Here is a 12394-nt window from a genome sequence, read left to right on the forward strand (position 1 = left end):
TGGACAGATTGGTGGGGACACTCCTCAAACCCGTGGTTTTCGCGGGTATGGCGGGACTGACGGCGGTGATCACGCTTCAGATCGTGTCGCGAGTGTTCTTCACCTCGGTGGGCTGGACGGAAGAGGTCGCAAGATTTCTGCTGATCTGGATCACCTTTCTCGGCGCTGCGCTGGCCTATCAACAGGGGCGGCATATCGCGGTCACGGTTCTGCGTGACAACCTGCCGCCCGCGTTGCGCCGGATCGTCTCCGGCGCGGCGGTTCTGGTCACGATCGTGTTCCTCCTGACGCTGGCCAAAATCGGCTGGCAATATATGAACATGCAGAGTTTTCAAAAATCGCCCTCATTGCGGCTCAGCATGACCTATGTCTATGCCGTCATGCCCTTTGCCGCGCTGGTCATGGCGGGGTTGTCGGTGATCGACCTGATCCGGCTTTTGGCCGGACAGCCGATGCGAGAGGCCCATAGTGAAATCGACAGGGATGTCGATCAGAATGCGGCTCAGGAGACAGTACAATGAGCCTCGTGCTTGCCGGCCTTTTCGCTCTTTTCCTGCTGTTGGGCATTCCGGTCGCCATCGTGATCGGCGCGGCGACCATGAGCGCGCTTAACCTCTCCGGCGTGCCTTTGATGGTTGTGCCGCAACAGATGTTCTCCGGCATCAACTCTTTCGCGCTTGTCGCCGTGCCGATGTTCGTTCTGGCGGGCGATGTCATGGCGCAGGGCGAAATTTCCAAACGCCTTGTGGCCTTTGCCGACAGCATGTTCGGCTTTATCAAAGGCGGGCTCTCTATCGTCTCCGTGCTCGCAGGCATGTTCTTTGCCGCAATCTCGGGCTCCGGTGCGGCGACAACCGCCGCCGTGGGCGCCAGCCTCGTGCCGGAACTGAAACGCAAAGGCTATGATCCGGCGTCGGCCGCCTCGCTCATTGCCGCAGCGGGCACCATCGGCGTGGTGATCCCGCCGTCCGTGCCGATGATCATCTATGCTGTGATCGCGCAGGAATCCGTGCGAGAGTTGTTTCTGAACGGTTTTATCCCCGGCATCGCCATGGGCGTGGGGCTGATCTTTATTGCGCTCATTCAAGGCCACCGCCGCGCCTATCCGCGCGGGACCGCGTTCAACCTGAAAACCATTGGCCGCACCTTTATTTCGGCCAGCTGGGGGCTGATGGCGCCGCTGATCATTCTCGGCGGGATATTTTCGGGCATTTTCACCCCGTCCGAAGCCGCCGTGATTGCGGTGGATTATGCCATCCTCGTGTCACTTTTCATCTACCGCGACCTGACCCTGAAACAGCTTTATCGCATCATCATCCGTGCAGGCGTCACCACCTCCGTCATCATGTTTGTGATTGCGGCCTCCTCGATCCTGAGCTGGACGCTGTCAAGCTGGCAGGTGCCGAACCAGATCGCCTCTGCGGCACTGTCCTTGTCCTCCAATACCTATGTGCTGTTGCTTCTGGTGATGGCGGTGATCCTCGTGGCGGGGGTGTTCCTTGAAACCGCCTCTGCCCTGATCATCCTGACCCCGATGCTCCTGCCTCTCGCGGCGCAGCTCGGTCTGAGCACCGTGCATTTCGGCATCATCATCGTGGTCGGCCTGGCCATTGGTATGGTCACGCCGCCGGTTGCGATCAACCTCTTTGTCGCCTCCACAACGGCGCGGCTGCCGATCGAACGCATCGCCCGCGCGGTTCTGCCCTATCTCGGGATGCTGTTGCTTGTGTATCTCATGATCGCCTTCGTACCGATCCTGATCTGAGGCCAGCTCTGCCGCACCCCTCGATGTGGCGCGCGCGATAGGTTTGTCACGGCGGAACAGTTTCTGGCCACATTCGGGGCGCGGCGATGCGTGACGAGATTGATGGGTGTTTGGTGAAGCTGGTATAGCCACACTGTGACAGTATTCCTGACCTGCAGCTGTCCATGCGGGTCGGAATATGAGGGAGGACAGTTCGGATGGGGCATTACCTACGTTCTTTGCGGCCTGTGCAATTGCGTTTGATCGCAGCGATTGCGCAAAATGGGAAATTGCGGTTGGCGGCCGATGCCTGTGGCATGACGACGCCCGCCGCGTCGCGCATGTTGGCCGATCTGGAGGCGCATCTCGAAACGGCTCTGTTTACGCGGCAACCGAAAGGCATGGTCACCACACCCGCTGGCGATGTGATCGTGCGGCATGCGCGTAAGGTCGTTCATGATCTCGACTTGATGGAGTCCGAATTCAATACGCATCTCGAAGGCTTCAGCGGCACGGTGCGCGTCGGTGCTGTGACAGGTGGGGCGCTGGCCATTCTGATCCCCGCCATCCTTGAGTTGAAACGAGACGCGCCTCAGATCGACGTTTCACTGGAGATCGCACCTTCGGCGCAATTGATGGACGGGCTGGAACGAGGCCAGTTCGATTTTACACTCAGCCGCGTCGGGGTCCATGAACATGCCGGCGCCTTTGACATCACTCCGGCATGGAGTGAGAGAGTGCTTTTGATGGTGCGCAAAGGGCATCCGCTGACCGCACAGGGGCCGGTTAGCCTTGCCGCGATGCGAGACGCCTTCTGGACGATGCAGGATCGCGGCGCGCCGATCCATCATGCCCTTGAGCTGGCGTTTCATAATGAGGGGCTTGAGCTCCCGGACAACGTCATCAAAACGGCTTCGGTCGTCGCCATCATGGCGCTTTTGCGTGACTCGGATGTGATCGCGGTCGTCACGCAAGAGGTTGCGGATCTTTTGCTATCGCCGCCCTACAATGCCGGTCTCGACCTTTTGGAAACGAAAAAACCGATCATAATCGAGCCCTACTATGTGCTCTATCCGCGCGACCGGTTGATGTCTGCCGCTGCAAATCGTCTGAGAAAATTGGTCACACAGCGTCTCTCCGCTCAATGAAAGACAAGCCTCCCTTAAAAGGGTTACCAATTCTGTCAACGCGATATTCAAAAAAGTAAATTTCTGTTAACTGGATACCCGGTTAGCGTCCTCCTAAGCAAAAATTGCACAAGATTCGTACCGGGAGGGGACATGAAAAGCACTGTCACAATCCATCGCGATTTCACCATCGCACGTATTGACGACCGACTTTATGCCGCATTTATCGAACATATGGGCCGCGCGATCTACGGCGGGATTTACGAGCCAGACCACCCAACGGCCAATGCGCACGGGTTCCGCCAAGATGTGCTCGAACTGGTGCGCGGGCTCAACATTCCCGCCATTCGCTATCCTGGCGGCAACTTTGTCTCCGCCTACAAGTGGGAGGACGGCATCGGCCCGCGTGAGGACCGGCCTGTGCGGCTCGATCTTGCCTGGAGGTCGAAAGAGACGAACCAGGTGGGCATCAATGATTTCGCGGTCTGGGCCAAGGATGCAGGCATCGAGATGATGCTGGCCGTAAATCTTGGCACGCGCGGCATCGAAGACGCACGCAACTTTGTCGAATATTGCAACCACCCGTCAGGCACCTACTGGAGCGATCTGCGCCGGTCCCACGGCGTTGCCGATCCCTATGGGGTCAAGATGTGGTGTCTTGGCAATGAAATGGACGGCCCCTGGCAGATCGGCCACATGGAGGCCAAAGAATACGGACGGCTTGCCGATGAGACCTCGAAAGCGGTCAAAGCCTTTGGTGGCGGCATCGAGACAGTGGTCTGCGGCTCCTCCAATGATGAGATGCCGAGCTATCCCGATTGGGAACGTCAGGTGCTCGAAGAGTGCTATGAGAATGTCGATTACATTTCGCTGCACAAATATTTCGGCAATTCGAGCCGCGATACGCTCAACTATTTTGCGAAGATCGAAGAGACGGGCCGGTATATCCAATCTATCGGCGGGGTTATCGATTACGTTAAGGCGAAGAAACGCGCCAAGAACGACATCTATATCTGTTTCGACGAATGGAACGTCTGGTATCACAACCGCGAGGAAGACTCGAAGAACTGGCACAGCTGGGACTGGCCAGAAGCGCCCGCGCTTTTGGAAGAGGATTACAACCTCGAAGACGCGATCTTTGTCGGCGGCCTGCTCAATGAGTTCATCCGCCGTTCGGATCGCGTGAAAATCGCCTGCATCGCGCAGCTGGTGAACGTGATCGCGCCGATCCGTACGAAAACCGGCGGCCCGGCCTGGGCCACGACGATCTACTACCCCTATCAGTTCGCGAGCCTTTATGGTCGTGGCACGGCGCTCAATGTTGCCGTCGACAGCCCGCAGTACAACGCCCATGTGGCGCAGGACGTCAACTATCTCGATGTGGCCGCAGTGCTGGCCCCGGATGGCAAAAGCATTACCGTCTTTGCGATCAACCGTCATCTCGAAGAGGAGATGGATGTGAACATGGCGCTCCATGGCTTTGGCGATCTGACGGTGATCGACCATCAGGTGATGGGCGGCGACGCATCGAAAGCACGCATCGCCAACACCGCCGATCAGCCCGATCTGGTCATCCCGCGCAAGGGGGACAAACTTTCGGTCGATGGCGGTGAGTTGACCGGACGTCTCCCGGCGTTCTCCTACAGTGTGATCCGGCTTGCGGTCGGGTGACATGGACAAAAGACGGTCAGGAGGAGGCCCGGAGGTAGAATGACAGGCGAGACAGGGAGGACAGACATGCAGGGGACCGGTGTTCATCTGGATGCGGTGAAAAAGAGCTTCGGCATGGTCGATGTCATCAAGGGTGTCGATATGCAGGTGAAGCGTGGCGAATTCGCCGTCTTTGTCGGACCCTCGGGATGTGGCAAGTCGACGCTTCTGCGGATGATTGCGGGGCTTGAGGACACGTCTGGCGGGTCGATTTCCATCGGGGAGCGGGATGTGACCCATGCAGATCCCGCCGATCGGGGCGTCGCGATGGTGTTCCAATCCTACGCGCTGTACCCGCATCTGTCTGTCTTTGAAAATATGGCCTTCAGCCTGCGTCTTGCCAAACGGCCCAAGGCGGAGGTCAAGGACAAGGTGCAGGAGGCCGCGGCCATTCTGCAACTCACCGATCATCTCGACAAAAAGCCCTCCCAGCTTTCGGGGGGGCAGCGTCAGCGCGTCGCCATCGGTCGCGCCATCGTGCGGGCGCCGGAGGTGTTTCTCTTTGACGAACCGCTGTCCAACCTAGACGCGGAATTGCGGGTCCAGATGCGGCTCGAACTGGCGCGGCTGCACCAGAAACTCGGTGCAACGATGATTTACGTCACCCATGATCAGGTGGAGGCCATGACGCTCGCGGATACGATTTTCGTGTTGCAAGGCGGTCATGTCCAACAGTCGGGCGCGCCGCTCGATCTCTACGACGATCCGTCCAATCGTTTTGTCGCAGGCTTCATCGGCTCGCCGTCGATGAACTTTCTCGATGCAAAGGTTGTGGCGCAGACGTCCGGCGGCATTACGGCCGAACTCACGAGCCAGCCCGATGCGCGGTTCGACATCGCCCTGACCGAGCGGCCCGCCGTGGGGACGCCCGTCTCACTTGGGATGCGGCCAGAACATATTTCGATCACCGAGGGTGTGGGGCTGCGTGTGACGGTGGACGTGGCCGAAGAACTTGGCGGCGTCTCTTATCAACACGGCACGCTCGAAGGTGGCGAACCCGTGATCTTTCAACAAACAGGTGCGCGCCACGGGATGCACGGCACGGTCCAGACCGTGATGCCTGATGCCGCGCGCATGTTCGTTTTCGACGAGGCCGGAGACCGTCTCCGGTAAGGCTGTCCGCAGGCCCGAACGTGCCTTGAGGAGGGGGCTGACGGGTCGGCAAGGACAGATCAAAAGACACAATGGAGGAGGAGACCAAAATGAAACTGATGACGAAACTTGCGACGGCCACGGCGCTTAGCCTTGGGCTTGCCACGCCTGCTCTCGCGCAGGTGAAACTGGAATGGTGGGACTTTCTCGCGGGCGGCGACGGTGTGCGGATGCAGGCGCTGATCGACGAATTCAACGCCGAACATCCCGACATTCAGGTGAGCGGCACGACGCTTGAGTGGGGGTTGCCGTTCTACACAAAGGTCCGCACCGCCACGGCTGTGGGGCAGGGACCGGACATCATGACATACCACCTGTCGCGCCTTCCGCTCGCGCTTGAGGAAAACGTGCTGTCCCCGATCTCGGCGCAGGATCTCGAGACTGCGGGTTTGACGAAAGAGGACTTCTTTCCTGCGGCCATTGAGGCAGCGTCGACCGATGATGGTCAACTGATGGCTGTTCCTTTTGACATTCATGCGGTCGTGGCATTTTACAACAAGACCGCGCTCGAGGGCACCGACTGGCTTGACGAGAACGGCAATCTGACCGGCATTTCCTCCATCGAAGACATGACCGCGCTCTTGCAATGGGCCAAGGGCGAAGGTTTTTCCGACCCGCTCAGCTTTCAGAGCGAGGGTGGCGGAGGCACTTGGCGGATGTTCTACACCTTGCTGCGCCAACAGGACGGTGAGCTGATCACCGACGGCGAAGTGCTTGCGGGCGACAATATGGACAAGGCCGTGACCGCAATCCAGACGCTGGCGGATTGGCGATCTGAGGGGCTGATCCCGGAGCAAGCCGCCTACGAGGCCTCGGTGGCGCTGTTTTCCGGGCAAAAGGCGGTGATTCATATCAATGGCGTCTGGGAAGTGCCGACGTTTAAGGATTCCGCAGCGGATGGCTCGCTTGGGTTTGACTGGTCCGCGAATGAAGTGCCGCAGATGATGGATCAGCCCGCGACCTGGGCCGACAGCCATGCCTTTGCCATCCCGCAGAACCCCAACATGACGGACGAAGAACGCAGCGCCGTGATGACCGTGATCGGCTGGATGCAGGAGCATTCGTTGGCCTGGGCCGATGCGGGTCACATCCCGGCCTATAAGCCGACCGTGGACAGTGCGGAATATGCAGCGCTTGAGCCGAATGCGACCTACGCGTCGCTGGCCGACAATGCGGCCTTTGATCCGCGCTCTTCGATCGCGGGTGTGGCCTCCCCGGTCTATGACGCCGTCGACAACCTGATTGCGCCTGCGGTGCACGGGTTTCTCAGCGCCGAAGACGCCGCCGCCGAGATGAAGGCTCAGCTGCAATCTTTGATCGATTGATCCACCCACTTTTCGGGCCGGTGCGACACCCCGTTTCCGGCCCGAAGCTACCGAGAGACCGCAAGGGAGTCCCTGATGTCACAGGCGAACAGACGAAACCGCGAGTTGCGCGCAGCCGCCCTATTGGTGCTGCCCTTCGTGTTCATCTTTGCGGTCTTTTTTCTCTATCCGACCTATAAAGTCGTCGCGCTCAGCTTTACCGATGCGCCTTTGATTGGTGAGGGCAACTGGGTGGGTTTGGCCAATTATACCAAGCTGTTCGGTGATCGGCTGTTCTACACCTCGCTCTGGAACAACTTTTACTTCGTGCTGCTGACCGTTATCCCGACGACCGTGATCGCGCTTTTGATCGCGCTCTCGGTGAGCAAGCTCAAGGGCCGCGTGCAGGCGCTTGTGCTGACGTTGTTTTTCCTGCCCTATGTGCTTCCCGTCTCCGTTGTCACCATGATCTGGGCATGGATGCTCGACTTTCAATTCGGCGTGCTGCAACCGCTCATTGCCGCGATCACCGGCAAACCCGTGCCCGTGTTCAAGAACCCGACCTGGGTGATGCCGATGATCGCCGTGGTGACAGTCTGGTGGACCAATGGGTTCAACGTGCTTTTGATGATCGCCGGGCTTCGCAACATTCCTGCCGATCTCTACGAGGCCGCCTCTTTGGACGGGGCCACCCCGTGGCAGCGGTTTTGGCGCGTGACCTGGCCGCTTCTCTGGCCTGTGGTGTCTCTTGTGTTGACGCTTCAGCTGATCTTGCAGCTCAAGCTCTTCGATCAGGTCTATCTCTTGTCCAACGGCGGGCCGTTCAACCAGTCCTATGTCGTGCTGATGCAGATGTATCGCGAGGCGTTCCAACTGAACAACGGCGGCTATGCCTCCGCCATCGCCATGGTGCTTTTCCTCGTGATCGTGATCGTCTCGATCCTGCAATTTCAACTTCTGCGTATCCGAGGCCGCAAATGACCGCCAAACGTGCCCGCAACATCGCCTTTACCGCCATCGTCCTCATCGCGGCGCTGATCTGGATCTTTCCGCTCTACTGGGCGCTGACCACGTCTCTGCGCAGCGAGAACCGGATCGTGTCCGACGGGGCGGGGCTTTTGATCGATGAGCTGAATTTCTCCGCCTATATCTCGGTGCTCTCGAATTCGAAATTGCCGATCTGGTATCTCAATTCGGTGGGCACCTCGCTTATCACGACGGTGATCGTTTTGGTGACCGGCATGATGTGCGCCTATGCGCTTTCGCAGCTGAAATTCCCCGGGCGACGTGCGCTTTACCTTTTGGTGGTGGCCAGTTTCATGGTTCCCGTCCCTGCGCTTTACGTGGCGCAGTTTGTTCTGATGAATGATCTGGGGCTGGTGAACACATGGTGGGGGATCATCTTGCCGCAGTTGATCGTGCCCGTGGTGGTGATCGTCTACAAACAGTTCTTCGATGCGATCCCGAAAGAGATGCGGGAGGCGGTTTTGCTCGACGGTGGCGGCGAGTTTACGCTGTTGTTCAAACTCTACCTTCCGCTCAACTGGGGCATCACAGCGGCTTTGGCAATCATCACCTTTATTTCCGCATGGAATAACTTTTTCTGGCCGTTCCTCATTGCCACGAGCGAAGGTATGATGACGATCCCGGTCGGCATCACGCAGGTCAACGACAGCTTTGGTGTCGCCTATGCGCGTATGATGGCCCTTGCGCTTCTGGCCGCCGCGCCTGTGATCATTGGCTACATGATCTTCCAAAAACGCGTGACCGAAGCGGTGATGATCTCCGCGGGTGTCAAAGGGTGATCTCTGGCAACGTTCGGGCCATTCTATCGGGTGATGCGACAGGAGAACGGAATGGCCTTGGAAGGTTTCATTGATATTCTTTTTGTCCTGCGCGCATGCAGGCGAAGGACCCGCGGCGCGAAGAGCGCCAGCGGGTGATGAGATGGTTTGCTGAGAATGGCGCAAACACCTCAGCCTTTGACAGCAACCACGGTAATCTCGACCTTTGCATCTTCGAGCATAAGGCGGGATTCGACTGTGGTCCGCGCAGGGTAGGGAGAGGGAAACATCTCGGCGTAGACCTCGTTGAAGGCGGCGAAATCTTCTGCCTGCGCGAGATAGCAGGTTGCCGTCACGACGTCGGCCAAACCCAGATCCAAACCGGCCAGTGTTTCAGTGATGCGTTCGATGATGACACGGGTTTGAAGCGCGACGCCCTCGGCCAGCCCTCCTTCGGGCGTGAAGCCGAGTTCACCCGAGAGATAGAAGGTATCGCCGGCCTGGCGGAATTTGCTGAGAGGTGGGGACATAGTCATGGAGGAGGTCCTATTTTCGAAAAGGTGCATTAAAGGTCAAGCGTGACGCGGCCGCTGTTGCAGCCCGAAACACAAGGGGTGAGAAAGTTGGCGCGCTCCTGCGAGGACATGAGGAGGTCGCGATGGTCGACCGTGCCCCTCTTCATCGGGCGCGAGATTGGTGCCCATGGGCGAGCCATCCGGCGCAAAGATACGTGCATATCCGCCACCTTTTTTCAGAAGCTGCTGTTTGATCGGCGTGTCGCACATCACGTCGATCATCTCGTCCGAAACGATGGCGCAGGGCGCGACAACGAAACATTGCCCCTCGACGGCATACATCCGGCTTGCAGACAGGTTCACCTCCGGCCCGAGCGCATAGGCGCCGCCTTCGTAGAGGGAAAAACTCGGCCAAGCGCCGATATGGATCTGCTCGTTTTGCGTGTACAATGCAGTGTCGTAACGTTTTTCGCTCAATCTGATTCAGATTAAATGAAAAAACGCTTTAAATAAGATATTCCATTCGGATCAAAGCTCGATCTCACGAGAGATCGCAAATGCCCGCCTGAACCGCATCGCGGCGGATCTCGCCAGCCCGCAATGCGCCGGGCGATCCGTCACAAACATCGCCTATGCGCGGGGCATCACAAACTTTCAGAGTTTCTCGCGCTCATTTAAAAAGCACTTCGGGCAAACGCCGTCGGACTACCGGGCCAACGCCTCGACCCAGAGGTGACGCAACCCTATGCAGAGCGGGCATCACGCTGACAGACGATGCGGCACGTTTCCACCAAGTTCCGGTCAGGGGAACTGCGGCGCAGCGAGAGCCAGTTCTTACATTGTAGCAGCCAAGGCGGTTACTTTGCGACGAGCCGCATGGTCAATGGCGCACCGCCGCCTTGTATTTCGAAAAGGCGGTCAATGTTCGGATGCGCGCCGGGCCGGTTCCGCGCGTCCTCGGTATGTTCCGCAAAAACTGCCAGTCCATGTGCCGCAGCTTCGGCATTTAGTACTCCAAATGTCGCGAGCAGGTATTGGTAGACTGCCAAGGACCCTTGCTTGCCCGGTTGGTTCTCAATGGACGCGACCACATCGCTTGTCGCATTCACCAACTCTAATCTCTCGATCCCGTCAATGGATGGCAGATTTTGAAGGTTCTCCTTAAACGAAGCAACGGGCTGAATCATTGGGCTGTCCTTTCAATCGCTATTCCGAAAAGCTCATAACAAAAGAATGGAAGCGACGCCAAGGCCGCAAAGGCGCCGTTGCACATGGCATCAGCACATCGGCACCGTTAGCGCTCATCTTGCTACGCGTGTCAGTTTCGGGAAAATGGAGCCACGCCACCCCTGCGAATGACCACAAAGGGCATCAACGTTTTGGATCATCTCCGCCTCACGGCCGCGCAACATTGGCGGAATTGGGCTCAGTGCAGTCGTTTCTCACGCCAAATCCGGCGCTTGGCCGAGAGGGCGTTTGGGCGGATACAGTTGAGAAAGTCGGCGTATTTTTTTGGGATTTTCACGCTGCTGGAGACAGAGCAGCCGTTTTCGGATCTAAGCGTAGGGAGACACTCTTCAGATTCAAATTTAGGTCCGACGAACACCCATGTCGCAATGGTCCGCGGTCGCACTTGTGTAAACCCGAGGGATGTGAAAAGGATGCTGCGCCACGGTTCCGCATTCGCGGATGAAAAGGGAACGCAGGACGGGATATCTCCCAGGCTGCGGCTGCCCTCGCAACTGTAGGCGGTGAGTTCGCGATCATGCCACTGGTTGTTGCCGGGAAGGGATCGTTGAACGTTTGAGCCGCAAGCCAGGAGACCTGCCATGGTGAACGCAACTGCCGACGAGGTGTTCGGCGAGGAGACAGCTATGACTGGGCAAGACTTGCCGGACGATGTATCGTTCCGGTGCGCATCAGATCGACCTGCCTATCCCGTCACCTCGGGCAATTCAGCAAGTCGAGGTATAAATGTTTTTCAAACCTGTTCTGGCCGCCGTGTCCCTTTCAATGGCTCTGTCTTCGTCGCTTTGGGCCGAAACGATTACTGACGACGTTGGCCGCGAGGTAGACGTCGATCTGCCGGTCGAAAGAGCGGTCATCTTTAACCGCTATTCCGTCGAGTTCGCCCGCGCTGTCGGCGCCATCGACCAAGTGGTTGGGACCGGTGCCAGCACGTATAGAGATCCAGATTACTGGCCTGAGTTCAGCGAACAGGATGTCGTGGGCCAAGGCCAAAGCGAGCCCAACTACGAAGCGATTATCGCTAAGAATCCCGATCTGGTCATCATGCCGCGCAATGGCGTCTATGAAGAAGCCGCCCGGCAACTCGAGCCGTTTGGCATCCCGGTTCTGGTCATGACTGCGTGGGATACGCTGAAGCATGTCGAGAACGTCGAACTGATGGGCCATCTGTTCGGTCAGGAAGAGCAAGCAAGTGACCTGATAGAGTACTACGTGGGCTATCAAGACCTGCTAAAAGAGCGGCTGGACGGCGTCGAGCCGGTGCGGGTCTATGTCGAGGAAAAGCGTCCGCTGGTCACCGTCACGCCGGGGTCCGGTTGGCATGATATGATCCGTGCCGGCGGTGGCGAGAATATCTTTGGCGATATCATGATCGAAGAGGAAGCGGCGTCCCGCGGGAACCCGAATGCCTTTACGATCGACCCGGAAGAGCTCGTGGAGCGGGCCCCAGAATTGATCGTGAAACTTGAGCCGGGATCATACACGACCATCCCGGAAGAGCAGTACGCGGCCACGTGGTCGGAGCTGATCGACCGGGAAGATGTCTTGTCGACGCCAGCGGCAGAGACCGGAAATGTCCACGTGATCAACTACTATCTCGCGGGAGGCTCGTCGAAGATCACCGGGGCGCTTCAGATCGCCAAATGGGCTCACCCGGATCTGTTTGAAGATATCGACCCGGAAGAGGCGATGCGCCGTTGGATCGAAGACTTTCAGGGACTGCCCTATAAGCCGGGCATGACCTATCAGGGCGATCGCTGAGCCCATCAATGCAGTCTCGCATCCACATTGGGGCGGCCTCGGCTGCCGC

At 58.2% G+C, this 12394-nt stretch carries 13 protein-coding genes and 1 riboswitch; of the genes, 10 read left to right on the top strand and 3 right to left on the bottom strand.

What is annotated here, in order from left to right:
• Positions 1–11: 11 nt before the first annotated feature.
• The 8 genes from LC094_RS15535 (at position 12) to LC094_RS15570 (ending at position 8842) form a co-directional block, all read left to right on the top strand.
• Entirely contained in the window at positions 12–521 is a 510-nt protein-coding gene (locus tag LC094_RS15535; protein ID WP_226553710.1) for a TRAP transporter small permease, read from the top strand.
• Positions 518–1765: a TRAP transporter large permease gene (locus LC094_RS15540; RefSeq protein WP_226553711.1), complete on the top strand. Its 1248-nt coding sequence runs from the start codon at positions 518–520 to the stop codon at positions 1763–1765. The genes LC094_RS15535 and LC094_RS15540 overlap by 4 nt, the downstream gene beginning before the upstream one ends.
• Positions 1766–1962: 197 nt before the next feature.
• Positions 1963–2892: a LysR family transcriptional regulator gene (locus LC094_RS15545; RefSeq protein ID WP_226553712.1), complete on the top strand. Its 930-nt coding sequence runs from the start codon at positions 1963–1965 to the stop codon at positions 2890–2892.
• Positions 2893–3024: 132 nt separating this feature from the next.
• Positions 3025–4542, top strand: coding sequence for an arabinosylfuranosidase ArfA (gene arfA, locus LC094_RS15550; RefSeq protein ID WP_226553713.1), 1518 nt, complete (start codon positions 3025–3027; stop codon positions 4540–4542).
• Positions 4543–4608: 66 nt separating this feature from the next.
• The gene (locus tag LC094_RS15555) at positions 4609–5694 is read left to right on the top strand and encodes an ABC transporter ATP-binding protein (protein ID WP_226553714.1); all 1086 of its coding nucleotides are present in this window, start codon (positions 4609–4611) and stop codon (positions 5692–5694) included.
• A gap of 89 nt (positions 5695–5783) precedes the next feature.
• Positions 5784–7058, top strand: coding sequence for an extracellular solute-binding protein (locus LC094_RS15560; protein ID WP_226553715.1), 1275 nt, complete (start codon positions 5784–5786; stop codon positions 7056–7058).
• A 75-nt stretch (positions 7059–7133) separates the two neighbouring features.
• Positions 7134–8018, top strand: coding sequence for a carbohydrate ABC transporter permease (locus tag LC094_RS15565; protein WP_226553716.1), 885 nt, complete (start codon positions 7134–7136; stop codon positions 8016–8018).
• Entirely contained in the window at positions 8015–8842 is an 828-nt protein-coding gene (locus LC094_RS15570) for a carbohydrate ABC transporter permease (RefSeq protein ID WP_226553717.1), read from the top strand. Before LC094_RS15565 ends, LC094_RS15570 begins: the two co-directional genes overlap by 4 nt.
• Positions 8843–9012: 170 nt before the next feature.
• Here the strand turns inward: LC094_RS15570 and LC094_RS15575 are convergent, their stop codons facing one another.
• Together LC094_RS15575 and LC094_RS15580 are read right to left on the bottom strand one after the other, a co-directional pair.
• Entirely contained in the window at positions 9013–9357 is a 345-nt protein-coding gene (locus tag LC094_RS15575; RefSeq protein ID WP_226553718.1) for a RidA family protein, read from the bottom strand.
• Positions 9358–9393: 36 nt separating this feature from the next.
• Complete coding sequence (locus tag LC094_RS15580; protein WP_226553719.1) at positions 9394–9813, bottom strand: nitrilase-related carbon-nitrogen hydrolase; 420 nt, start codon at positions 9811–9813, stop codon at positions 9394–9396.
• Positions 9814–9850: 37 nt separating this feature from the next.
• On the opposite strand from LC094_RS15580, the gene LC094_RS21715 reads away from it, so the two are divergent.
• On the top strand, positions 9851–10072 hold the full coding sequence (locus LC094_RS21715) for a helix-turn-helix domain-containing protein (RefSeq protein WP_226553955.1): 222 nt from the start codon (positions 9851–9853) through the stop codon (positions 10070–10072).
• A gap of 121 nt (positions 10073–10193) precedes the next feature.
• Here LC094_RS21715 and LC094_RS15590 read toward each other — a convergent pair whose 3' ends face one another.
• Positions 10194–10523, bottom strand: coding sequence for a DUF2322 family protein (locus tag LC094_RS15590; protein ID WP_226553720.1), 330 nt, complete (start codon positions 10521–10523; stop codon positions 10194–10196).
• 468 nt (positions 10524–10991) lie between these two features.
• A riboswitch (cobalamin riboswitch) is annotated at positions 10992–11182 on the top strand.
• 128 nt (positions 11183–11310) lie between these two features.
• On the opposite strand from LC094_RS15590, the gene LC094_RS15595 reads away from it, so the two are divergent.
• The gene (locus LC094_RS15595; RefSeq protein ID WP_226553721.1) at positions 11311–12345 is read left to right on the top strand and encodes an ABC transporter substrate-binding protein; all 1035 of its coding nucleotides are present in this window, start codon (positions 11311–11313) and stop codon (positions 12343–12345) included.
• Positions 12346–12394 lie beyond the last annotated feature (49 nt).

Origin of the sequence: Celeribacter naphthalenivorans (assembly GCF_020524585.1) — a bacterium.
GTDB classification, from domain to species: domain Bacteria; phylum Pseudomonadota; class Alphaproteobacteria; order Rhodobacterales; family Rhodobacteraceae; genus Celeribacter; species Celeribacter naphthalenivorans.

What these genes read in the sequence shown, in the direction of transcription:
- LC094_RS15590 (WP_226553720.1), bottom strand. Translation starts at nt 10,523, where the DNA reads ATGATTCAGCCCGTTGCTTCGTTTAAGGAGAACCTTCAAAATCTGCCA.
- LC094_RS15565 (WP_226553716.1), top strand. Translation starts at nt 7,134, where the DNA reads ATGTCACAGGCGAACAGACGAAACCGCGAGTTGCGCGCAGCCGCCCTA.
- LC094_RS15540 (WP_226553711.1), top strand. Translation starts at nt 518, where the DNA reads ATGAGCCTCGTGCTTGCCGGCCTTTTCGCTCTTTTCCTGCTGTTGGGC.
- LC094_RS15545 (WP_226553712.1), top strand. Translation starts at nt 1,963, where the DNA reads ATGGGGCATTACCTACGTTCTTTGCGGCCTGTGCAATTGCGTTTGATC.
- LC094_RS15560 (WP_226553715.1), top strand. Translation starts at nt 5,784, where the DNA reads ATGAAACTGATGACGAAACTTGCGACGGCCACGGCGCTTAGCCTTGGG.
- LC094_RS15575 (WP_226553718.1), bottom strand. Translation starts at nt 9,357, where the DNA reads ATGACTATGTCCCCACCTCTCAGCAAATTCCGCCAGGCCGGCGATACC.
- LC094_RS15555 (WP_226553714.1), top strand. Translation starts at nt 4,609, where the DNA reads ATGCAGGGGACCGGTGTTCATCTGGATGCGGTGAAAAAGAGCTTCGGC.
- LC094_RS15570 (WP_226553717.1), top strand. Translation starts at nt 8,015, where the DNA reads ATGACCGCCAAACGTGCCCGCAACATCGCCTTTACCGCCATCGTCCTC.
- LC094_RS15595 (WP_226553721.1), top strand. Translation starts at nt 11,311, where the DNA reads ATGTTTTTCAAACCTGTTCTGGCCGCCGTGTCCCTTTCAATGGCTCTG.
- arfA (WP_226553713.1), top strand. Translation starts at nt 3,025, where the DNA reads ATGAAAAGCACTGTCACAATCCATCGCGATTTCACCATCGCACGTATT.